Origin of the sequence: Arthrobacter oryzae (genome assembly GCF_037911235.1) — a bacterium.
In the GTDB taxonomy this organism is placed as follows: Bacteria; Actinomycetota; Actinomycetes; order Actinomycetales; family Micrococcaceae; genus Arthrobacter; species Arthrobacter oryzae_E.
In genome coordinates this window covers 1-20592 of the sequence record NZ_JBBLYW010000044.1, presented here as the reverse complement: position 1 = coordinate 20592, position 20592 = coordinate 1, and the positions used below count along the sequence as shown (strand labels likewise).

The window sequence follows — 20592 nt, the reverse complement described above, 5'->3', positions numbered from 1 at the left end:
GTCTTGCGGAGCCGGCAGGCGTGTCCTGGATGTAGCCGCGCTGAAAGGTTAGAGGCACCACCCCTACCGGCGGTTGCCGACCGACTGATGCCAGTATCCGGCGTCTTCGCTCCCGGTCCGGAGTACGGCGTCTGGTTGCCACGGTGCGGGCCAGAGCTGAAGGAGGTACTCATCGACCGTGCCCTCGGCGAGCTCCCCCGAGTGCCCTTCGTCCCGGCCCTTGGCACTGACGCGGAGCCGGTAGGAACCAGGCGGAAGGCCTATTGGCCCAGTACTCAAATCAGCCCAGGCACTCCATATCATCTCTTGTCCTTCAGGAAGCGTGATGGATACCTCGACGACGTCCTCCCATTGCCCGTCATCGCTTCCCGGTGGAGCGTCCAGCAGCACCATGCGAACAGGCGATCCGCCCGACCGTCGGGCGAGGTTGACGTGCACCCCGCGGGGATGGGCAGCGCCCACCAAGCCGTTGACCTGCCCGTGGTATGAACGGTCAAAGTCCCCGTCAAAGAAGCCGTCCTCACCCCACGCCAGATCCAATTGCCCGTAGTCGGTCTCGATAACCTGGTCCAGCAGCACGCGTTCCACAGCCTCAGCGTAACCGCGGTCAACTGCCGGTCAACGAAATTCCTCGCGTCAACATACCGAAATCGGCGGCGGGCAGGCGGATGAATCAACGAGCAGTCAACCAAGCGGGCTACTCTGCTCCCGCCTCGCCCTCGTCCTTGATCTCGACGGCGGCGACGCGTTCGGCGGTGCGCCGGTAGGCCTCAGCGATGAAGTCTTCGATGTCGGCGGCCCCGATGCGCCAGATGCCCCTTTTGTCTTGAGTCGCTTCCGGCCTGTGAGGATGGTGCGTTCGGACGTGATCCTCCTCCGTTACTGACACTTTTCCCGCGAGTGTGAGGATGACGACCGTCGCAACTGCCCGGCCGTAACGGCCGCACCGGCATGCCCCCGCCGTCGCCCATGCCCCCGCGGGCGGCATCCGCCCGTCCTGCAGCCTGCCCGTCCTGTTCCCGTCAGGCCGCTTATCACTTCGTTCGTCACTCCGCTGGACGGCAGCCCGGTGCTACCCCCGTCTGGAAAACAGGACCGAGGCCACTCCCCGGGCGGCCTGCCGCGGGTCGGCGGGCAGCCCCGCAGGCAGGTTGCCGCTGAGCCACAGCGTGGCGAATCCGTGAACAAGGGACCATGCCGCCAGCGCCGCCTCCGGTGAATCCGGGCCGGATTCCGACGCCGAGAATGGGGCAACTCCCCGGTAGAGGGACTCGCCCGCCCGCGCCTTGGCCGCGATCAGCTCCGGGTCATCGGCCCGGTACAGCTCCGGCCGGAACATCACGGCAAAGTGGGCAGGGTGCCCGACGGCGAAGCCGACATAGGCCACCCCCACCTCCAGAAAGTCGCCGGTTTGCCGCTGCGCCTCGGCCAGCGCGTCCGCCAGGAGCCCGAAGCCCTGTACCGCGACGGCGGTCAGCAGGCCGGCCCTGTCCCCGAAGTGGTGCGCGGGGGCGGCATGGGATACACCGGCCCGCCTGGCCAGATCCCGCAGACTCACGGCCGACGGGCCGGACTCGGCGATGACGTCGAGTGCGGCGCTGATGATCGTGCGCGGAAGATTCCCATGATGGTAGGAGGCGTGCGTGCTCATGCCTCCAGCCTAACTCCAATCTAGCCATTGACAAGTTCAGGCTGAAGAGTAATCTAGTCAGTGTCAAGATTCCCCGATGCACCTGAAAGGACGCATCATGGCCCCACTCATCACCCTCCTGGCCGTAACCCTCCTGCTGCGTGCTGCGGGTGCCGCCGGCATCAGGCCGCTTCGGTCGTGGCACACCAGCCTGCGTGGTGGCCTCGCGGCCATGTTCACGCTTACTGGGACGGCGCACTTCAACGGCATGCGCGAGGACCTCATCGCAATGGTGCCGCCGACCCTGCCCTATCCCGAGCTGCTGGTCACACTGACGGGCGGGCTGGAACTGCTTGGAGCCGCCGGCCTGCTCCACCGCCGGACGGCGCCGTGGGCGGCAGGCGGACTGACCCTGCTGCTGGTGGCCATGTTCCCGGCGAACGTCCACGCCGCACTCGCCGGACTCATGGTCAACGGCGAACCGGCGACGGCGCTCCTGCCGCGGACGCTGATGCAGCTGGTATTCGTCGCCGCCACGGTCGTCGTGGTGCTCCCCTACATTAGGGCCTTGCCGCTCCGCCGGTCAGCGGCCACCCGTACGGCGCTGCCCGCCAGGATCCCGGAAAGTCTCCCCGAATAAGGGCAAGAAAGCTGCGGCGGCGGTCTCCGTCAGGCGGACCACGTTGGCGCTGTCGGCCCCGACCGCAAGACCAACCGAATCAGCAGCATCCGCCGGGGTTCCCGCAAACTGTTCACTTGGAATAGCCAAGGCAGCCTCCTGGGGATGCAGGACAACCCGAGCCACTTCTTCGACTACCAGGACTGCGAGTACGCCGGAACCGGGCACCAGCTCTGCTCTGGTGTTACCGACCTCATGGCTGCTGAAGGTAAGCCGTTCGAGCTCGGCGGCCTCGCCCTGACCGCCCACAGACGGAACTATCGTCCACGGGGTCCCGTTCCAGAACTTTTCCACTGCCGGGCACTCGATGACCCGCAACCCGGTTGCCCTGGAATTTGGCGGCGGCGTACTGCGCCTGTTCGCCGCCCCCGACGACGGCGAAGAAGTCGCTGGAACCGAACTCTTCGTATTCAAAGCCCGCCACTGAGCCAGTAAAGAATCCGTAGCCGTGAGGGGACCGTGACCTGACAGTGGGGCCGCACCAAGGTGCGGCCCCACTACATTCGACTATCTTCAATGACCCGGAGCAAGCCCGGAATGGGGTTCTTATCCAGCGGTGCCGTAACCTTGAACGCGGCAATGACAGTGTCCGCGACTTCGTTGCCCTGACTCTCATCACCAAGGACTAATCCAGCCAATGCCCCTTGCATCACACCTCTATATCGCCATGCCCAGATTCAGCGTCACTCTTATCGTCTTGCTTCTGACCGGCTGCGCCGTGCCGGGCCCCCTTCCCGGTGTGCAGTCAACTGTCGCTCCGACACAGATCAAAGCTAACCCGGACGCCCACCTGGCGAACCACAACGTCGAAGTCTCCACGGAACCTGCACCGCCGAAACGTTCACCGGCAAAACAGCAAGCCCTTGAGACGCCGGCGTCCGGTCAGGACTGGATTCAGTCGACGATGGCGAGGCACGGGGTCTACCCGCCAGCCGGAACCCAGGTGGGGATCGGGTCGATGCCGCCTGGCTGTGAAGGGGCGCACGGATGCACTTCGTACCATCTCGACCCCGCCACGGGGCAGGTTGCCGCGGCTATCACCATCCTTCCGGGTCAACTGACCGAGTACCTCCTCTTCCATGAGATCGCCCACGCCAAGGGCATACGTGATGAGTGCGGCGCGGACAACTTCGCGCGGTCCGTCCTTGGCCCCGTCCCCGGGCACTACTGTTGATCGCACGGCCGGACACAAGGGGGCATGAAACCTGACGAGGTACAGCACCCCGACCTGACCCAGGTGTTCGAGACGCTTGTCCAAACGGCGTCGGCGCTTCTCCTGGATTTCCAGTTGGATCTCGCGTCCCTCTTGACGGTCAATCTACGTCCCGGCCTCCGTCACCGCCATCAACGAACACCTCCGCTGCCACGACGTGAATGTCGCTCAGTCCCTGATCCGGCACCGGCTTCTCCAGGAGGACCGGCTGCCCATATCCATGGGCCCACGTGCGCGCGTCCGGCCCGAGCACGTCGTCGATCCACACAACTGAGTCCCAGTCCGCGTCACCCGCCGCTTCCATCCTGGCCAGCCACCGGCTCACCGACCGGAGCTTCGGCGTCGGCTCGTCCTCGTCACTGGGCAGCATCAACAGCGTCACGCGCAGCGGCTCCGCCTCGAGCTGAAGCTGCGCCTCCAGACCGGCTGTCAGCTCCGCCGGCCACGTCGACACCCAGGCGATCCGACCCAGCTCAGCGAGCCTCCGGACCAGTGCAACCTTCGAATCCGAGAGGGTCAGCTCCGGACGGTCCCCGCCACTGCCGGGCCGCGCCGGCGGGTTGAGGACCCCGTCGATGTCGAGGAGGATGATCGGGTTCTTGGGCATGGCCCGCTACATCAACTGATCCACTGCAGTGAACGCTGTCATCACCGCGAAGAAGAGACCGTAAATGCCGATGGCGTAGCCGATGGCAAGCGAAGCCCTGGCCAGCTGCCGGCCCTGCCCGCCGTCAAGGATGATCTGATTGAGGGCGACGTGGCCCGCTCCGACAGCGAAGACTGCGAGCACTGTGAAGCTCCCGAAGAAGAAGCCGGCCACCGCCACAATGGCGCAGATCAAAGACACGATGGCCATCCTGTTGTAGCCCGCCGACGACGGTGACTGTGCTGCTGACACTTCCATGAGCCCCCAACCCGAGCGTTTCGGCCGAGTCTACCCCGCGACGCTCCTGCTCCGGGCGGTCGGTCGCCGCAAGCCCGATCCGCCTGCTCCGAGCAGCGTCAGAACTTGACGCCGCGCACCAGGGTGATGAGTTGATCCTTTGTCTGCCCGGCCGATGGCCCCTCCGGGGAAATCAGGACCTCCGCCGTGAACGTTGCCAGGTCCTCGCCACGGACCACCATGACGGACAGGATCGTGATGGGCACGTCGCCCGCCGGCCGGAGTGACTTCGGGCCCGCCGGCTCGGTTGTCATAGTGAAGGACGCCTTGTCCCCGATGCCGTCGAGCGGCTCGCCGCGCATGCTTCGACCGCCCAGCGCCGGGGCTGCACCCTTGAGGACTTCGACCGAGAAGACAAGGGAGTCGGGGCCGGGTGTGCCCAAGTCACCGAATGTGTAGCGGCAGCTGACCTCACGCGGAAGAATCTGCGGCTGGGTACTCGCCCCGAATGCCTGCCTGACCGCATCGGGGCTGAGCAGGGCGCAGACCGGGTTGTCCGTCGTGGCGGGCGGTCCCACGGGCGGGGCCGAAGGGACGCTGAGAGCGGATCCGTTGCCCCAGCCGGCGTCCACTGCCGCCTGCGCGAGCGCACGGGCCATAGCGTCTCCGTCCGGGACGCCGGCTCCGTCCATGGGCGGGCCGACCACGTAGGGCATTTCGAGCGTCGCCTTCCCCCGGACAGCCGTCAGGACGACATTCGCGGACGCGCCGCCGGCCTCACCGCGAAAGTATCCCGTCCACTGCAGGCATGCGAAGTCCCCGATTCCGGTGACGGGTGAGCAGTCCGACGTCGACTTCGCCTTGGAAATGTCGGCGGCCGAGGCGGGAGATATGAGCGACACTGACAGGGCCGTCATACCTGTATCGGACTTGCTCGAATAGGTGCACAGGTAGGCCTTGGTTCCCAGGGGCCTGGCTCGGCTGTTCTGCCCCACAGGCATGATGCCGGGTACAGCCTTCGCCGCGATCTCCGGGGTAATGAGATCGCACGCCGGGCTGCCCGAACCTGAGGACGTGGGCCCGTTTTGGGCCCCGGGCTGAGCGCACGCGGAGAGGAACAGTACGAGCACGGCCACGAGCAAAACATGGAACGCCCGGTTGGGGGCCACGTTGCGTTCGGCCGGGGGAATCACCGGCAGCTCACCACTCATCGCATCAGTGTGGCAGTGCGCGGTGCCGAGCCCCAGAGTCAAAAGTACCGGGCTACCACCCTCCGCCCCTTGATGGCATCCCGGTCACCGGCGCTTGAAGGTGACCCCTCCGATGAGCCCTGCCAGGGCCGCCGGCAGGGCGAACAAACCAAAGATCTGCGGCATCAAGGATGGTGGCGTTGTGATCATCGTGGCCAGTCCCACCATTGCCATCGGTGCGGCAACGCAGAGCGTCACCCACAGCGGATACTGCCGGATCTGGGACCAGATGGCAGCTGCAATAGACGCAGCCGATCCGCCAAGCATGAACAACCTGCCGACGCGCAATCGGTCCACAAACTCCGGTACCGGCTCGTAGGCGTACAACAGTGTCCGCTCCAAAGAGATGCCTGTCAGGATGATGGAAACACCGACCAGGCACGCCCACGGCAGCGCCCGGCTCCTCCACCACCGGCGAACGACATAGTGTTCCCCTCCCCCTGAGTTCGTCACCCTGCGATCTTATCCGCTGGGCGCCGGAGGGTGCCCGCCCGGCGAACGCCGGCGCTATTGAATTCCGGCACGCAGTCCGAAACCCTTGGGCTGTGGAACAGCGCCTGCCCGACGGCACTTCTCGCCAACGCAGGGCACGACCGGGCTCACCGTGGAGCATGGTGCTCAGGTTCGGGCTGGTCAGCCTTGCCGTCGACGCGGTGTCCGACGGCGCTCGCCCGCTTTCCGGCCCGCTCCTGGCCCAGTTGGGGGCCTCCGCCCTTCTGGTCGGGCTGGTCACCGGCGGCGCCGAAGCCGCCGCCCAGGGGCTCCGGCTTGTCTTTGGACCGTGGGCGGACCGCACCGGAAAATACTGGACCTTCACTCTTGCCGGCTATGCCCTGACTGCACTGTGCATTCCCTTGCTGGCGGTGACGCCCGTCCTGGGTGCTGCAGGGCTGGCGCTGGCCTCTGTGCTAATCATTGGTGACCGCGTGGGCAAAGCCGTCCGGAGCCCTGCGAAGACGGTGCTGCTGGCCGCCGTTGCCGAGCCTATCGGGCGAGGACGCGCCTTCGCCGTGCACAAAACCCTGGACCTTGTCGGAGCGTTTTCCGGGCCGCTGATCGCCTCCGGGGTCATCGTGGCCACCGGCGCACTGTGGCCGGCCTTTGCGGTCCTCGCCATTCCCGGCGCCTTTGCCATGGCCCTTCTCTTCCGAATGCGGCGGCGCATCCCCGAGCCGCACGGGCCGCTGGCCGCGCAGGGCGTTCAGCAAGCGCCAGGCGTTCAGCAAACGCAGGACGCGAAAGCAGCGCCGGACTCCCGCAGGATTGCCGCCAAGCCAAAGGAACGCCTTTCTGCTGTGTTCATCCTCTTCGCCGTCTCCGCCTTCTTCTGGAGTGCCGGCCTGGTGGCCTTCGGAGTCATCGCATTCCATCTGACGGCAGCGGTTGATGTCCCCGTCCCGGCTGTCCCGCTTGTGTACGCCGCTGCCATGGCGGCAGCGGCCCTGGGAGCGCTCGCGAGTGGATACGCCTACGATCGCGCCGGTGGTGCCGTGCTTCTTGTCCTGCCGATCCTGATCACCTTGATCCCGGTGCTGGCGTTCTCAACCGTCATGGGACCGGTGCTGGCCGGTGCGCTCGTGTGGGGAGCGGCCACCGGCATCCAGGACTCCACGGTGAAGGCGCTGGTGGCCGATCTGGTGGAGCCGGCGAGGCAAGGGACCGCCTACGGAGTCTTCGCCGCTTTCGAAGGAGCCGGCGCACTCGCCGGCGGAGCCTTGTACGGGGCGCTCTACGGCTCCCGTCCGGCCCTCATTGCCGCTGTGGCGGCCCTTCAGGGCGTGGCACTGGTGCTGCTGATAGCCACCGCGGTCCGGTCACACCCCCGCACCGCCCCCGGCCCCGCTTTGGAGCCGGAATGACAATTTGCGGACTTCACCAAAAACCAGGACTGATGATGCCAGAAGCACACACGTTCCCCAGTGGTAGGCATCCATCGATGCTGTTCCAAAAGCGCGCTGCAGGAGCGGCACCTCAACCACTGCGACCTGAAGAATCACTGCCAGTGCCACAGCGCCCCACAGCCATTTGTTGACGAAGAGTCGGTGAAACGCGCTGGACGTTTCGGAACGGGAGTTGAATGCGTTGAACAGCTGGGCGAACACCAGGGTAGTAAACCCGGCGGTGCGTGCCACTTGCAGGGAATCGTCACCTTCCACCAGCCCGCCCGGCAGGAAGATGTCGATGGCGAGGAGGGACGCGAGCCCCATCACGAGGCCCACCGAAAGGATCCCGAACCACATCCTGCGCCCGATGATCCGCTCGGTGGTCCTGCGTGGCCTGCGCGCCATCACGTCGTCAATCTCGGGGTCCACCCCCATGGCGAGCGCCGGGCCGGAATCCGTCACCAGGTTGATCCACAGGATCTGGGTGGCGAGCAAGGGCAGCGCTACGGCCTCACCCGGGGCACCGGCCAGGCCCAGCGCCCCGGCAAAAACCACGCCGAGGAACACCGTGAACACCTCGCCCATGTTGGAGGACAGGAGGTAGCGCAGGAATTTTTCAATGTTCTCGAAGATGATGCGGCCCTGGCGGACGGCCGAGACGATGGTGGCGAAGTTGTCATCGGCCAGGATCATCTTCGACGCTTCCTTGGTCACTTCGGTCCCGGCGATGCCCATCGCGATGCCGATGTCCGCTGACTTCAACGCCGGCGCGTCATTGACGCCGTCGCCCGTCATCGCCACCACGTTGCCCTGTGCCTGGAGCGCATCGATGATCTGCAGCTTGTTCTGCGGGGCCACCCGGGCGTAAACCGACGCGGACGCGGTGACGGCGCGCAGCCCGGCTTCGTCCAGCGCATCGAGTTCCGCGCCCGAAACCGCCCGCTCCCCCGCCCCGGCTATCCCCAGGTCACCGGCAATCCGAGCCGCACTGAGCGGGTGGTCGCCGGTAATCATCAGTACCCGGATTCCCGCGTGCTGGGCAGCGGCCACCGCAGCGGCGGCTTCCGCCCGGGGAGGGTCGATGATGCCCACCACGCCGAGGTACACCAGTGTGCTCTCATCCGCCTCGTCCAGCACCTCCAGTTCGTGCCTGTCCTCGTCCCCGTACCGGCGGTAGGCGACGCCGAGTGTCCGGAAGGCCTGGGCGGACAAGGCATCCACCGCTGCGAGGGCCTGTTCGCGGCGAACACCGTCCAGCGGGACAATGCTTTCGCCCACCTGCAGCCCGGTGCAGCGTCCGAGCAGCACGTCGGGTGCACCTTTGGTGACCAGGGACAGAGTCCCCAGTTCCTTGTGGTGGGCCACCGCGGACATGAGCTTCCGCTCAGAGGTGAACGGCACCTCGCCGTGGCGTTCGTACTCCCCCACCCGTTCCGTGACCCCCTCGAGCTTGCGTGCCGCCACGAGGAAGGCAGCCTCGGTGGGGTCACCCTGGATCTCCCACTCGCCGTCGTGCTCTGTCAGCTGGGCGTTGTTGGCGAAGGTTCCGCCGGCAAGCACAAGGCCTGCCTCAAAGAGCACCGCCGGGTCGATGTCCTCCCGGCCGTCCTGGCGGGCGCGGCCTTCTGGCCGGTAGCCGACGCCCGTCAGTTCCACTTCTCCGGACGCCGTGACAATCCGGCCCACCGTCATTTGGTTCCTTGTCAGCGTGCCCGTTTTATCCGAGGCAATCACCGTGGCGGAGCCGAGTGTCTCCACCGAGTGCAGCTGCTTTACGACGGCGTTGCGCCGGGCCATGCGCTGGACGCCCAGAGCGAGCACTACGGAGAGGATGGCCGGCAGCCCCTCCGGGACAGCCGCTACTGCCAGCGATACACCGAGCAGCAGCACGGTCACCAGATCGCTGATTGAGGTGACACCGTTGACCGCCACCACAGTGACCATAACGACGACGGCGATGATGATCACCGTGATGCCCAGCAGCCGGCTCACGCCCGCAATCTCCTTTTGGAGCGGGGTGGGCTCGGCGACCGTCCGCTCAAGCATCCCGGCGATGGCTCCGACTTCCGTGTCCATGGCCGTTCCCGTCACCACCGCCCGGCCCACGCCCTGGGCGACGGCCGTTCCCTTGAACACCATGTTCAGCCTGTCCCCCAGCGGAACGTTCCCCGCCAGGGTTCGCGGGTCCTTGAAGACCGGTTCGCTTTCCCCGGTCAGGGAGGCTTCGCTGACCCGGAGCGAGGTGGCGGTGAGCAGGCGGGCATCCGCGCCCACGGCATCGCCCTCGCCCAGGACAAGGATGTCGCCGCGGACAAGGCCTGAAGACGGCACCGTCTTCAGCTCGCCGTCGCGCAGGACGGTGGAGTTGGCAGCGGTCATGACCTGAAGGGCCGCCACGGCGGACTCGGCTTTGTTTTCCTGGACGAAGCCAAGAACTGCGTTGAACAGGACCACGGCAGTGATCACCACGGCATCAACCGGAACTCCCGCGGCACCTTCCACTGCCCAGGCGACGACCGAAATGGCGATGGCCGCCAGCAACAGGTAGATCAGCGGGTCCTGGAACTGGGACAGGATCCTTCGCCACCACGGCGTCGGCGGCGCGGACGCCAGTTCGTTGGGCCCGTCGCGCTGGAGGCGCCGGGCGGCCTCGTCCGGGTGCAGGCCTGTACGTGGGTCCACGCCGTGCGTGGCCACCGCATCGGCTGCCTCGCGGAGGTGCCAGGAGCGGGCGTCGTGGGATGCCGCATGAGGAGGGGTATCCGTCATGCCGCTGTCACCCACATGCCTCCTACCCTTGCTCACCGGCCGGGCCGGCGCAAGGGGCCAACGGCCCCGTTGTGAGGCCCAGCCGCCGGGCAAACGGTTCGTTAGGTGACAACCAGCATGCGCCGGGCCCCTATGATGCTCGCATGGGAGAGCAACAATTGGCGGAAATTGCCTCCGCGCTGTATCAGCTGCCGCTCGAGGGGTTCGTGGCAGCACGGGCAGCTGCGGCGAAGGCTGCTGTTGCGGACAGCGGGCGTGAACTCGCCGATGCGGTCCGCACCCTGCCCAAGCCGTCCGCGGCGGCATGGGCTGTCAACATGCTGGCTGTTCATCGACCGGGCTCGCTTGCGGAACTCGCAGAGCTTGGCACCGCCATGCGCGGCGCGCAGGAGGACCTCGACGCCGTCGCCCTCCGCACGCTCTCCCAGAAGCGGCGGCAACTGCTCAACCAAGTAATGGACACGGCACGCGAAGTGGCGGAACAACAGGGCCGCCGGCTCAGCGGCGCTGTGGCCACCGAAGTGGAGCAGACGCTGCGGGCAGCCACGGTGGACGAAGGGGCTGCGGCCGCCGTTCGAAGCGGCCGCCTGGTCAGGGTGCTGTCGGCCGACGGCGTGGACCGGGTGGACCTCCGGGAAGCGGTGGCGGTTCCCGGAGTCCTGAGCCTGCCGGCGGGTCCGCCGTCGGAGGCTGGCGCGCCGGTAACGGCGAACGACGACGGTGCGAAGGCCGGCAGCGCGGCGGAAGGCAGGCGGACAGGCGGTAAGCCGCCGACGGCTACGGTGGAAAAGCCGCGTTTGAAGGCGGTGGGGACCAAACGGCCGGCTCCCACGCCGTCGGCGGTCGAGCGGGCAGCGGCGCGCCTCGCCGAAGCGGAAGACGCCGCTCAGTCAGCAGCGGAGGAAGCCCGGCGACGAGCAGCGGAATTTGAGGCAGCGGAGGTGGCAATGACCCGGCTGGGCGATGAAGCCCGCAGCCTCCGTGCACGCCTGAAAGAGGTGGACGAGGAGTTCGAGCTGGCAAGGAGGCAGCGGGATTCCGCTGCCGCACAGAGGCAGCTGGCTGCCCGGGCCGCGGACAAGGGGCGGCGGGCGGAGGACCTGGCCAGGGAAAGAGTACTCCGGCTTCGCGACACGCCGGACTGACTGGGCTTTACTGTCAGAGGCCGGTTGCACACTGGATTCATGGATAAGAACCTCAGCACCGGCAAGGCAACCACACGGGTGAATCTCGGCGGCGACGCCACGGAGCCCCGGGAATTCCACGTCACCTATTTTGATACCGACTGCGGCTTGATCCGCACGGAAGCGTTCGACACCCTGCCGGAGGCGGAACGATTCGCCAACCGGAAGGTTTCCGACGAGGACGGCTGGGCCGTCATCGACGCCGTGCCCGCGGAGCAGGGACGGCTGGCCGCCTAAAAGCTGGCGGCCTAAAGACGCAGGAGGCCCCGCACTGAGAGTGCGGGGCCTCCTAACCGTTTAGGCGAAGTCGGAAACTGCCGGGTCCGGTCCGATGCGGCCGGCGCCGTCAGCAGTCCGGTCCAGTCCGTTGATGGCCACGATGTCTGCCTCGTCCAAGGCGACATCCAAAGCCGCGAAGTTCTCGCGGATCCGGGACTCCGTGACGGACTTCGGAATCACCACGTTGCCGATGGCCAAGTGCCACGCAATGACCACCTGCGCCGGTGTAGCGCTGTGCTTGGCTGCGATCTCTGCGATGACCGGGTGCTCCAGGAGCTCCCCGCCCTGGCCCAGCGGCGACCACGCCTGAGTGAGGATTCCCTTGGACGCATTGAAGTCGCGCAGTTCGGCCTGGTTGAAGAACGGGTGCAGCTCAACCTGGTTGATGGCCGGCACAACCCCGGTCTCGTCGATGATCCTCTGCAGTCCCTCGGTGGTGAAGTTGGAGACACCGATGGACTTGACGCGGCCACGCTTCTGCAGCTCGACCAGCGCCTTCCAGGTGTCCACGTACTTGTCCTGCTTCGGCTGCTGCCAGTGGATGAGGTACAGGTCGAGGGTCTCCAGGCCCAGTCGCTCCATCGACGCTTCGAAGGCGGCCAGGGTGGACTCGTACCCCTGGTCCGCGTTCCACAGCTTGGTGGTGATGAAGATGTCCTCAGGCGCCAGCCCGGAGCGCTCGATAGCCCGGCCCACGCCTGCTTCATTGCCGTAGATTTTGGCGGTGTCGATGTGGCGGAATCCGGCCTCGAAGGCCTGGACCACTACCTTTTCCGCTACGTCGTCCTCAACCTGCCACACTCCGTAGCCGAGCTGGGGAATGGTGTTGCCGTCGTTGAAAGTCAGTTCAGGAGAAAAAGTCATTGCTCAATACTGCCAACCACAGCACTGTCCGGCCAGCCATATGCGGCCCGCTAAGCTAGGCGCTTAACCGGGAATAGCTAGGAATCCCGAGGCTGTTCGGCAAGGCGGCGTTCGGCGTCGGCGATCTGCTCAAAGACCGACTCGGCCCGCCGACGGACCGACGCAGCCCCGACCGGTACGGGGCCGACGGCGAGGCGAAGCATCGCTGCTGCCTCTGCCGTGGTGGCGAGCGAGTTGCCTGCCTTGGACAGCGACCGGTGAACGCCCGCCAGCGCCCCCGGTATGTCCAGCCCGTCGCTGGGTGAGCGCAGCTGGGCTTCGACGCACACCATCCGCACCCTCACGGCGAGGGCGGCGAGATCGTTGGCGATTTCCACCAGTTCGGCATAAAGCACGTCATCCTCGACGCCTTCCAGCACTTGGTGGAACCGGTCAAGCCCGCGAAGGAACCGGTCATGGGCGCGCCGCCATAGGCCTTTGCCCAGCTCGGCGTCGTCTTTGCGCCCCTGGCGGGCGGCTGCGAAGAATGCCACGCGGACCCTAGAGGTACTGGCCGGGACCGTGGTCCGGATCTTCCGGTGCGCCCGGCTTCTCTGCGCCGGGATGCGGTGCCCGGGCACGCTGTGGCTCGCCGTCCTCACCGATCACCACACCCGGCGCAATCACCGTCCCGGGCGGCAGCTGGCGCAGCTGCCTCTGCGCCGCGGCGTGTTCACGGGCAGCGTGCTGGGCGGCGATGGCGGTCTGGATGCCGTGGAACAGCCCTTCCAGCCAGCCGACCAGCTGGGCCTGGGCAATGCGCAGTTCCGCCTCCGAGGGAGTCGCTTGTTCCGGAAAGGGCAGGCTGATCCGTTCCAGCTCCTGGACGAGTTCGGGCGCCAACCCGTCCTCGAGTTCCTTGATGGAGCGTTCGTGGATTGCTGCCAGGCGCCCACGCGCGGCTTCGTCCAGGGGTGCCGACTTCACTTCATCCAGCAGTTGCTTGATCATGGTGCCGATCCGCATCACCTTGGCGGGCTCATCCACCAGGTCCTGGAGGTTGCTCCCCTTCGGCCGGGGGCCGGCTTGAGGGCCAAACGCCGGACCGGAAGATGCAGGGTCGTCCAGGGTGGTGCCCTCTACGGGGTCCTCAACAGCAGGCTGAGTGTCGTGCGGATCGCTCATGGCTTCATACTCTCACGAGCCGCGAGCGCAGGCGCCAGTCAACGAACACAGTTGACCCGGACCGTAACGGAAGGTGTGCCGGAACGGCCGAGGGCGCCGTCGGACCTTAACGATCCGGCGGCGCCCTCGGGCGGCGCAGGTGTTCCTGTCAGCGGCGGCAGCCGTTGAGCAGCGCAGGTGTGCTCAGCAGCAGCGGCCCTGGGGATTGCTGTCCTGGCGGTCCGTGTGGTCCCGCCAGAACTCGCGTTCGCTCATGGGAGCGTCATGGCCTGAGGCCTCATGATGCTCCAGGTACTTCGCATACGCGTCCGCACCCATGACTCCGCCGAAGTACCGGGCGAAGCCACGGAACCCTTCGAGTATCGTGTTCATGACCGGCTCCGCATCAGTGGTGGGCGGACTTTTCGAGGCGCAGGTCGGCGGGGAGTTTGTTCCACTCTGCCACGAGTTCGCGCTCAGCAGGCGTGGGAATGAATCCCGACGGCGCGTATGCCCGGGAGGGCACGGCCGGGTCCTCGTGGTCAGTGTGGGCGATGCCCTGCCTGGCATTGCGCAGCGCCTTTGCCGTGGCCACCATCGCCGTGATGATCACAATGATGCTCAGCACAACGAAGATCACCGACAGCCATCCCTGGATCATGGTGTTGCGCACCACGGCCTCCATGGCCGCGACAGTCTTGGCCGTCCCGAATTCCGTCTTGCCGTCAGCCAGGGCCTTGGAAAAGGCCGCGTTGTTGGCGAAATAACCCACTGCCGGAACCGCCGAGAAGATCTTCTGGAAGCTGGCAGTAATGGTCACAACTGCCGCGAAAGCAAGCGGAAGGGCCACAATCCAGAGGTACTTGAACGAGGCCCGCCGTGCCGCGATGGCCAGGCAGACGGACAGCGCAATGGCTGCGAGCAGCTGGTTGGCGATTCCGAACAGCGGGAACAGCGTGTTGATGCCGCCCAGCGGGTCTGTGACGCCCATCAGCAGCACGAGGCCCCAGGCGCCAACCATCACTGCCGTGCAGAGCCAGGCTCCCGGCCGCCAGGAGTGCTCCTTGAACTTGGGGATGAAGTTGCCGATGGAATCCTGCAGCATGAAGCGTGCCACGCGCGTGCCGGCGTCAACGGCGGTGAGGATGAACAGCGCCTCGAACATGATGGCGAAGTGGTACCAGAACGCCATCATGGCCGTGCCGCCGATGAACTGCTGCATGATGTGGGCAAGGCCCACGGCCAGCGTGGGCGCACCGCCGGTACGGGACACGATGCTCTCCTCGCCGACGTTCCTGGCCGTCTCCGCCAGGAGGTCCGGAGAGATGTTCACCCCGGCCAGGCCCAGGCTGTTGACCCAGGTGGCGGCAGTTTCCACCGTGCCGCCGGTCAGGGCAGCCGGGGAGTTCATGGCGAAGTACAGGCCTCGGTCGATGGAGATGGCTGCCACGAGGGCCATGATGGCCACGAAGGACTCCATCAGCATGCCGCCGTAGCCGATCAGGCGGGTCTGGCGTTCCTTTTCGATCAGCTTCGGGGTGGTGCCGGAGGAGATCAGTGCGTGGAAGCCGGATAGCGCGCCGCAGGCAATGGTGACGAACAGGAACGGGAACAGCGCCCCGGGGAACACCGGACCGTTTTCCCTGCTGGCAAACTCGCTGAAGGCCGGAACAGTGATTTCGGGGCGGACCACGATGATGGCGAGCGCCAGCATGACAATCACGCCGATCTTCATGAACGTGGAGAGGTAGTCCCGGGGAGCCAGCAGGAGCCATACCGGCAGGATGGCGGCGATGAAGCCGTACACGATGAGGCCCCAGGCGATGGTGACCTTGTCCAGGGTGAAGAACGCGGCGCCCCACTCGGTTTCCGCCACGATGCCGCCGCCGATAATGGCGGCCATCAGCAGCACGAAACCGATCAGCGAAACTTCCATGACCTTGCCGGGCCGGAGGAAGCGCAGATAAACACCCATGAAGAGGGCGATGGGGATGGTCATACCCACGGAGAAGACGCCCCAGGGGCTTTCGCCCAGGGCGTTCACGACGACGAGCGCGAGGATGGCGACGATGATCACCATGATTAGCAGTGTGGCGATCAGTGCGGCGGTCCCGCCGATGACGCCGAGTTCCTCACGGGCCATCTGGCCCAGGCTGCGGCCGCCGCGGCGCATGGAGAAGAACAGTACGAGGTAGTCCTGCACCGCTCCGGCCAGTACGACGCCGATGATGATCCAGATGGTGCCGGGCAGGTAACCCATCTGCGCCGCGATGACCGGACCCACGAGGGGGCCGGCACCGGCGATGGCGGCAAAGTGGTGGCCGAACAGGACGTTGCGGTCAGTGCGGACGTAGTCCTTGCCGTCTGCCTTGTATTCGGCAGGAGTGGCCCGGCGGTCATTCGGCCTGGTGATGTAGCGCTCGATCACCTTGGAGTAGAAGCGGTAGCCGATCAGATACGTGCAGACAGAGGCGAACACGAACCAGATCGCGTTGACCGTTTCGCCTCGGATGATGGCCAGCATGAACCAGGAGACGCCGCCCAGCAACGAAATTGCCGCCCAGATGGCGATCTTTGCAGGTGTCCATTTGCGTTCTTCGGCTTCCAGCACCGCCTCGTCCACCGATGTTGGCGGAAGCTTTGGATCAGGCACCAGCGCGTCCTCCGTTATTACTGTCCGCGCCTTGCCATCCGGCATTTTGCCCATGTCTCCTCCTCGAGAACCCAGCTTAAAAGTGATCTCCCCTTCGCACCATACCAACGCCCCGGACGCAGGGATACTGCTTTTAGATGGGGGGTTCCGCACGCCTCGGCGAACGGTCGGGCGGGAGCGTTGAACGGCAGGAATCCGTAGGGTTGGCTAAGGGTTGGCCGGCGTCGTCAACTGCGCCATGCGCGCTTCGCAGAGGTCCAGCCACCGGACCTCCGCTTCGGTCTGGAAGATCAGCGAATCCAGCACAAGCAGCCATGCGGTGTCCGCCCGGCGCTGGCTGGCGGACGCATCGCGACGCGACTTCGTGTAGTCCTGCAGCGCCTTCACCGACGCGACCCGCTGGGCCTGGATGACGGCTGCGACATCGACGCCGGGAATGGTCACGGCGAGGGCGAGCTTGATGGCGAGTTCGTTCCTGGGAGGATTGCTGCGGCCCACCGGGGCCCGGAACCAGCCCGTGACTTCGACCCGGCCGGCGTCCGTGATGCTGTACACCACGTGGCCTTCGCCGTCGCCGCCGTCGTTCCTGACCAGCCCGTCCCGCTCCAGCCGGTCCAGTGTGGTGTAAACCTGTCCGATGTTCAGCGGCCAGGCAGAGCCTGTGCGGTCCTCGAACTCGACCCTCAACTGGTACCCGTAACGGGGTTTGTCCTGAAGCAGGGCGAGGAGACTATGGCGAATGGACATGCTGCCCCCTGATGTCGCAAAGACGACGGCATACACGCGCCCCCAAGACGCGTGCATACCGCGTATGGAATTACACTAGCGTTATTTCGCCGTCAGGGCAATACTGGGTATCCATCCGCGGCCGGCCCTCGGGCTACATAACCAGCAGGACTTTCCCCACATGATCCCCGGAGTCGAAGTACTCGTGGGCCGCGCGGACCTGATCCAGCGGGAAGGTCTTGGCAACCAGGGGCCGGATGCGGCCATCGGCCAGCAGCGGCCACACGGCTTCCCGGACCGCGTTAATGATGACGCCCTTCTCCGCCACCGGACGCGGGCGCAGCGCCGTGCCGATAATGGCGGCCCGCTTGCTGAGGAGCTTCCCGAGGTCCAACTCCCCTTTGGTGCCACCCTGGAGGCCGATCACGATGAGCCGGCCGTAGTCGGCCAGCGCCTCGACATTCTGCCGAAGGTACTTGGCGCCCACCACGTCCAGGATGACGTCGGCACCGTGTCCGCCGTTTTGCGCCCGGAGGGCTTCGGGAAAGTCCTCCTCGGTGTAATTGATGGCGATGTCCGCGCCGAGGAAGGCTTTGGCGGTGCCCACCTTCTCCGCAGTGCCCGCTGTGGCGGCCACCCTGGCGCCGAAGGCCTTGGCGAGCTGGATAGCCATGGTGCCGATTCCGCCCGTGGCACCGTGGATCAGGACTGTCTCGCCCGGCTGGAGCTGCGCCGTCATGAACAGGTTCGAGTAAACGGTTGCCGCCACTTCGGGGAGGGAGGCGGCGGTGACCAGATCCACGCCGTCGGGAATCCGCAGCACCTGTTCGGCAGGGACCGCCACCTGCTGGGCATAACCGCCGCCCGAGAGCAGCGCCACCACCTTGTCCCCTAAGGAAAACGGCTTGGACACATCGGGGCCGAAGCCAGCTATCCGGCCGGACACTTCGAGGCCAAGGATCTCCGAGGCTCCGGGCGGCGGCGGGTAGAAGCCGCGGCGCTGCTGGACATCGGCACGGTTGAGGCCGGCGGCGACGACGTCGATCAGCACCTCGCCGGGACCCGGAACCGGTGCCGGAACCTCGCGCACTTCGAGCACCTCAGGCCCGCCGGCCTCGCTAACGTAGACGGCCTTCATGGAAAACTCCCGATTCCTAGCTGCTTCCTGCCACAAAAATAGTGTGCAGTGGCCGCGCCCGCCCGCAAACACTCCCCGCGGTTTTTGTCGCAGCCAACTGCCTATGAAACACTACTCGGTAAGGAAGGTTGTCCGAGCGGCCGAAGGAGCTGGTCTTGAAAACCAGTGTGCGGTAACCCCGTACCAAGAGTTCGAATCTCTTACCTTCCGCGAACGATGCCCCCGGGTCCTGAACCATCAGGAGCCGGGGGCATTTTCCGTTAAGTCCCGTTTGAGTCCCGTGAAGGGAGCTGCTGCCCGGGACCACTGAATCGCGACCATTGAAAGTGTCGGTGCTCCGGAATAGTGTCTGCTGTGTCTTCACTGACCAGCCCCACCGCGGTTCTGTTGCCGCGGAAACCCGACAGGAGCCACTATGCCCAGCCCTGACATCACTCCCGGCGCACCCTGCTGGATCGACCTCATGACATCGGACACCGCCAAGGCCCGGAAGTTCTACGGCGAACTGTTCGGCTGGGATTTCCAGGCCGCCGACCAGGAAAAGTACGGCGGCTACATCACCGCCACGAAGAACGGCAAGTCGGTGGCCGGCATGATGCAGAAGGACGAAAGCCAGGCCGGAATGCCGGACGCTTGGTCCACCTACCTGCGTTCGGACGACGCCGCCGCTACCGCCGCCGCAGTCACCGAGCACGGCGGCCAGGTCTTTATGCCTCCGATGGACGTCCCGGATCAGGGGGTCATGGCGATCTTCGGTGATGCCACCGGCGCGGCCATCGGCGTCTGGCAGCCACGCGAAATGACCGGATACGAGCTCGTGGCCGAGCCCGGCACGCCAGCGTGGCACGAACTTCACACCAAGGACTACCCGACCGCCGTCAAGTTCTATGAAGATGTTTTCGGCTGGGACACCGACGTCATGAGTGACACTCCCGAATTCCGTTACACGACGCTGGGCGCCGGGGAGTCAGCGAAAGCGGGCATCATGGATGCCTCGGCCTACCTGCCGGCCGAAGTTCCGTCCAACTGGCAGATCTACTTTGCGGTGGAGGATGCCGACGCCTCGATCGAAAAAGCCGTAGGCCTTGGCGCGCAGGTGATCGACGGACCGGACGACACCCCGTTCGGCCGGCTGGCAACCCTCGCCGACCCCACGGGGGCAATGTTCAAGATCGTAGCCGACACCGGGCAGGGCGCCGGCGATCCGGCCGCGTCAGGAGATACCACCGGAGCTTAGAACGTCCCCGCGTTTCATTTAAGTAAATTGATATAAGAAATACCGGCCAGCAGCTTCCATCAGAGCTACTGGCCGGTATTCTTTTGGCATGTCCGGCACATGGGGCGCGCCGGCTTACGCACAAAAAGAAAAGCACTGCCGCAGAACATTGTCGCCGTGACCGGGCCGATGCCGCCCCGTGGCCGGCGGTGAACGTTTCGCTGGGGGACGTCTCGCAGAATGCACGCTGAATCAACCGCACGTTCATTCGACCCTGTTTTGCTGTGCCGGAAACTACTTGACCAGGAGTAAAGTCCGGGCCCTTTTGTCCGCGCCACAACGCCGGACACATTCCACCGAGCCCTTACCCGGGGCACCCTAATGAGAGTTAGAGCGGATGAAACGCACACCATGGAAAATTGCGCTGGGCACGGCGTTGTCAGCGGGGCTTATCGCAGCTCCGCTGGCCGCCGTCCCGGCGTTTGCAGTGGAGGGCTCGCCGGCCGCTGCAGGCACCTCCCCCGTCGTCATCAACGAGGTTTACCTCAGCGGCGGCAGCTCCGGAGCGGCCTACAAGAATAAGTTCGTAGAGCTGTACAACACCTCCGATGCGCCGGTAACGCTGGACGGCTGGTCACTCCAGTACCGCTCGGCCACCGGAACCGCGGCGCCCACCGCGGTTGCGGCCCTCAAAGGCAGCATCCCGGCCAAGGGCCACTACCTGGTACAGGGCGGGACCAACAGCCCCACCTCGACCGCAGCCGACCTGCCCACACCGGACCTGATGGCCACCGTCATCAACCCCTCCGGAGGCGCAGGGACCCTGATCCTGGCCAGGCAGACCACGGCCATCAGCCCGCTGGCCACCGGTTCGGTGATCGAGCCCGCCAACGTTGCCGACCTGCTGGGCTACGGCGGATCCAACACCTTCGAAACCCAGCCTGCTACCGCCCCGGCCGGTAACACCGACGTCAAGAGCCTGAACCGCTCCAACGCTGCGGACGGCAACAACAACGCGGCCGACTTCGCCCTCAGTGCCGCGATCACGCCCACCGCCGCCGGCGGCACAGTGGACCCGGGCC

Annotated in this window: 22 protein-coding genes, 1 tRNA gene and 1 pseudogene; 9 read left to right on the top strand and 15 right to left on the bottom strand. The window is 65.9% G+C overall.

Annotation, left to right across the window (positions count from 1 at the left end; translation table 11 throughout):
* Window positions 1–63: 63 nt before the first annotated feature.
* The 3 genes from WMN78_RS13160 to WMN78_RS13150 all read right to left on the bottom strand — a co-directional run bounded on the left by WMN78_RS13160 (window position 64) and on the right by WMN78_RS13150 (window position 1651).
* Window positions 64–588: a hypothetical protein gene (locus WMN78_RS13160; RefSeq protein WP_340534162.1), complete on the bottom strand. Its 525-nt coding sequence runs from the start codon at window positions 586–588 to the stop codon at window positions 64–66.
* Window positions 589–697: 109 nt separating this feature from the next.
* A complete protein-coding gene (locus tag WMN78_RS13155; protein ID WP_340534161.1) occupies window positions 698–889 on the bottom strand; it encodes a hypothetical protein in 192 nt (63 codons plus the stop codon).
* A gap of 183 nt (window positions 890–1072) precedes the next feature.
* Window positions 1073–1651, bottom strand: a complete 579-nt coding sequence (locus tag WMN78_RS13150) for a TetR/AcrR family transcriptional regulator (RefSeq protein WP_340534160.1) — start codon at window positions 1649–1651, stop codon at window positions 1073–1075.
* A gap of 97 nt (window positions 1652–1748) precedes the next feature.
* On the opposite strand from WMN78_RS13150, the gene WMN78_RS13145 reads away from it, so the two are divergent.
* From WMN78_RS13145 to WMN78_RS13140, 3 genes and pseudogenes are all read left to right on the top strand, one after another.
* Window positions 1749–2270: a hypothetical protein gene (locus WMN78_RS13145; RefSeq protein ID WP_340534159.1), complete on the top strand. Its 522-nt coding sequence runs from the start codon at window positions 1749–1751 to the stop codon at window positions 2268–2270.
* Between the two features lie 78 nt (window positions 2271–2348).
* Window positions 2349–2531, top strand: a pseudogene (locus WMN78_RS21145) (DUF6454 family protein); the annotation flags it as partial.
* 415 nt (window positions 2532–2946) lie between these two features.
* Window positions 2947–3483, top strand: a complete 537-nt coding sequence (locus WMN78_RS13140; protein WP_340534158.1) for a hypothetical protein — start codon at window positions 2947–2949, stop codon at window positions 3481–3483.
* A 139-nt stretch (window positions 3484–3622) separates the two neighbouring features.
* Here WMN78_RS13140 and WMN78_RS13135 read toward each other — a convergent pair whose 3' ends face one another.
* The 4 genes from WMN78_RS13135 to WMN78_RS13120 all read right to left on the bottom strand — a co-directional run bounded on the left by WMN78_RS13135 (window position 3623) and on the right by WMN78_RS13120 (window position 6108).
* Window positions 3623–4129 carry an HAD domain-containing protein gene (locus WMN78_RS13135; protein WP_340534157.1) on the bottom strand — a complete coding sequence of 169 codons (507 nt, stop codon included), beginning with the start codon at window positions 4127–4129 and terminating at the stop codon, window positions 3623–3625.
* Between the two features lie 6 nt (window positions 4130–4135).
* Complete coding sequence (locus WMN78_RS13130) at window positions 4136–4420, bottom strand: DUF4190 domain-containing protein (protein ID WP_340534156.1); 285 nt, start codon at window positions 4418–4420, stop codon at window positions 4136–4138.
* A gap of 104 nt (window positions 4421–4524) precedes the next feature.
* Window positions 4525–5616 (bottom strand): hypothetical protein, encoded by a 1092-nt coding sequence (locus WMN78_RS13125; RefSeq protein WP_340534155.1) that lies wholly within the window; start codon window positions 5614–5616, stop codon window positions 4525–4527.
* Window positions 5617–5700: 84 nt separating this feature from the next.
* Complete coding sequence (locus WMN78_RS13120) at window positions 5701–6108, bottom strand: hypothetical protein (protein WP_340534154.1); 408 nt, start codon at window positions 6106–6108, stop codon at window positions 5701–5703.
* 158 nt (window positions 6109–6266) lie between these two features.
* On the opposite strand from WMN78_RS13120, the gene WMN78_RS13115 reads away from it, so the two are divergent.
* The gene (locus WMN78_RS13115; protein ID WP_340534153.1) at window positions 6267–7514 is read left to right on the top strand and encodes an MFS transporter; all 1248 of its coding nucleotides are present in this window, start codon (window positions 6267–6269) and stop codon (window positions 7512–7514) included.
* Here WMN78_RS13115 and WMN78_RS13110 read toward each other — a convergent pair.
* On the bottom strand, window positions 7470–10307 hold the full coding sequence (locus WMN78_RS13110; RefSeq protein WP_340534152.1) for a cation-translocating P-type ATPase: 2838 nt from the start codon (window positions 10305–10307) through the stop codon (window positions 7470–7472). The genes WMN78_RS13115 and WMN78_RS13110 overlap by 45 nt on opposite strands.
* A 143-nt stretch (window positions 10308–10450) precedes the next feature.
* On the opposite strand from WMN78_RS13110, the gene WMN78_RS13105 reads away from it, so the two are divergent.
* The gene (locus WMN78_RS13105; protein ID WP_340534151.1) at window positions 10451–11452 is read left to right on the top strand and encodes a hypothetical protein; all 1002 of its coding nucleotides are present in this window, start codon (window positions 10451–10453) and stop codon (window positions 11450–11452) included.
* A gap of 39 nt (window positions 11453–11491) precedes the next feature.
* Window positions 11492–11728, top strand: a complete 237-nt coding sequence (locus tag WMN78_RS13100; protein WP_425341152.1) for a hypothetical protein — start codon at window positions 11492–11494, stop codon at window positions 11726–11728.
* A 60-nt stretch (window positions 11729–11788) separates the two neighbouring features.
* Here WMN78_RS13100 and WMN78_RS13095 read toward each other — a convergent pair whose 3' ends face one another.
* The 7 genes from WMN78_RS13095 to WMN78_RS13065 all read right to left on the bottom strand — a co-directional run bounded on the left by WMN78_RS13095 (window position 11789) and on the right by WMN78_RS13065 (window position 18294).
* Complete coding sequence (locus WMN78_RS13095) at window positions 11789–12634, bottom strand: aldo/keto reductase (protein ID WP_340534150.1); 846 nt, start codon at window positions 12632–12634, stop codon at window positions 11789–11791.
* A gap of 77 nt (window positions 12635–12711) precedes the next feature.
* Window positions 12712–13167 carry a hypothetical protein gene (locus WMN78_RS13090; RefSeq protein WP_340534149.1) on the bottom strand — a complete coding sequence of 152 codons (456 nt, stop codon included), beginning with the start codon at window positions 13165–13167 and terminating at the stop codon, window positions 12712–12714.
* A gap of 7 nt (window positions 13168–13174) precedes the next feature.
* Entirely contained in the window at window positions 13175–13798 is a 624-nt protein-coding gene (locus WMN78_RS13085; protein WP_340534148.1) for a bacterial proteasome activator family protein, read from the bottom strand.
* Between the two features lie 183 nt (window positions 13799–13981).
* Window positions 13982–14170 carry a YbdD/YjiX family protein gene (locus tag WMN78_RS13080; RefSeq protein ID WP_340534147.1) on the bottom strand — a complete coding sequence of 63 codons (189 nt, stop codon included), beginning with the start codon at window positions 14168–14170 and terminating at the stop codon, window positions 13982–13984.
* A 13-nt stretch (window positions 14171–14183) separates the two neighbouring features.
* The gene (locus tag WMN78_RS13075) at window positions 14184–16484 is read right to left on the bottom strand and encodes a carbon starvation CstA family protein (protein ID WP_340534146.1); all 2301 of its coding nucleotides are present in this window, start codon (window positions 16482–16484) and stop codon (window positions 14184–14186) included.
* Window positions 16485–16637: 153 nt separating this feature from the next.
* Window positions 16638–17177 (bottom strand): PadR family transcriptional regulator, encoded by a 540-nt coding sequence (locus WMN78_RS13070; RefSeq protein ID WP_340534145.1) that lies wholly within the window; start codon window positions 17175–17177, stop codon window positions 16638–16640.
* Between the two features lie 133 nt (window positions 17178–17310).
* Window positions 17311–18294 (bottom strand): NAD(P)H-quinone oxidoreductase, encoded by a 984-nt coding sequence (locus WMN78_RS13065; RefSeq protein WP_340534144.1) that lies wholly within the window; start codon window positions 18292–18294, stop codon window positions 17311–17313.
* 122 nt (window positions 18295–18416) lie between these two features.
* Here WMN78_RS13065 and WMN78_RS13060 point away from each other — a divergent pair.
* From WMN78_RS13060 to WMN78_RS13050, 3 genes are all read left to right on the top strand, one after another.
* Window positions 18417–18504 (top strand) — tRNA-Ser (locus tag WMN78_RS13060).
* Between the two features lie 205 nt (window positions 18505–18709).
* A complete protein-coding gene (locus tag WMN78_RS13055) occupies window positions 18710–19531 on the top strand; it encodes a VOC family protein (RefSeq protein WP_340534143.1) in 822 nt (273 codons plus the stop codon).
* A gap of 376 nt (window positions 19532–19907) precedes the next feature.
* The coding region (locus WMN78_RS13050) for a lamin tail domain-containing protein (RefSeq protein ID WP_340534142.1) at window positions 19908–20592 on the top strand (685 nt) is incomplete at its 3' end.

Coding starts and splice junctions, on each gene's coding strand:
- WMN78_RS13150 (WP_340534160.1), bottom strand. CDS start 1,651: ATGAGCACGCACGCCTCCTACCATCATGGGAATCTTCCGCGCACGATC.
- WMN78_RS13145 (WP_340534159.1), top strand. CDS start 1,749: ATGGCCCCACTCATCACCCTCCTGGCCGTAACCCTCCTGCTGCGTGCT.
- WMN78_RS13140 (WP_340534158.1), top strand. CDS start 2,947: ATGCCCCTTGCATCACACCTCTATATCGCCATGCCCAGATTCAGCGTC.
- WMN78_RS13135 (WP_340534157.1), bottom strand. CDS start 4,129: ATGCCCAAGAACCCGATCATCCTCCTCGACATCGACGGGGTCCTCAAC.
- WMN78_RS13125 (WP_340534155.1), bottom strand. CDS start 5,616: ATGAGTGGTGAGCTGCCGGTGATTCCCCCGGCCGAACGCAACGTGGCC.
- WMN78_RS13115 (WP_340534153.1), top strand. CDS start 6,267: ATGGTGCTCAGGTTCGGGCTGGTCAGCCTTGCCGTCGACGCGGTGTCC.
- WMN78_RS13110 (WP_340534152.1), bottom strand. CDS start 10,307: ATGACGGATACCCCTCCTCATGCGGCATCCCACGACGCCCGCTCCTGG.
- WMN78_RS13105 (WP_340534151.1), top strand. CDS start 10,451: ATGGGAGAGCAACAATTGGCGGAAATTGCCTCCGCGCTGTATCAGCTG.
- WMN78_RS13100 (WP_425341152.1), top strand. CDS start 11,492: ATGGATAAGAACCTCAGCACCGGCAAGGCAACCACACGGGTGAATCTC.
- WMN78_RS13095 (WP_340534150.1), bottom strand. CDS start 12,634: ATGACTTTTTCTCCTGAACTGACTTTCAACGACGGCAACACCATTCCC.
- WMN78_RS13085 (WP_340534148.1), bottom strand. CDS start 13,798: ATGAGCGATCCGCACGACACTCAGCCTGCTGTTGAGGACCCCGTAGAG.
- WMN78_RS13080 (WP_340534147.1), bottom strand. CDS start 14,170: ATGAACACGATACTCGAAGGGTTCCGTGGCTTCGCCCGGTACTTCGGC.
- WMN78_RS13075 (WP_340534146.1), bottom strand. CDS start 16,484: ATGGGCAAAATGCCGGATGGCAAGGCGCGGACAGTAATAACGGAGGAC.
- WMN78_RS13070 (WP_340534145.1), bottom strand. CDS start 17,177: ATGTCCATTCGCCATAGTCTCCTCGCCCTGCTTCAGGACAAACCCCGT.
- WMN78_RS13065 (WP_340534144.1), bottom strand. CDS start 18,294: ATGAAGGCCGTCTACGTTAGCGAGGCCGGCGGGCCTGAGGTGCTCGAA.
- WMN78_RS13055 (WP_340534143.1), top strand. CDS start 18,710: ATGCCCAGCCCTGACATCACTCCCGGCGCACCCTGCTGGATCGACCTC.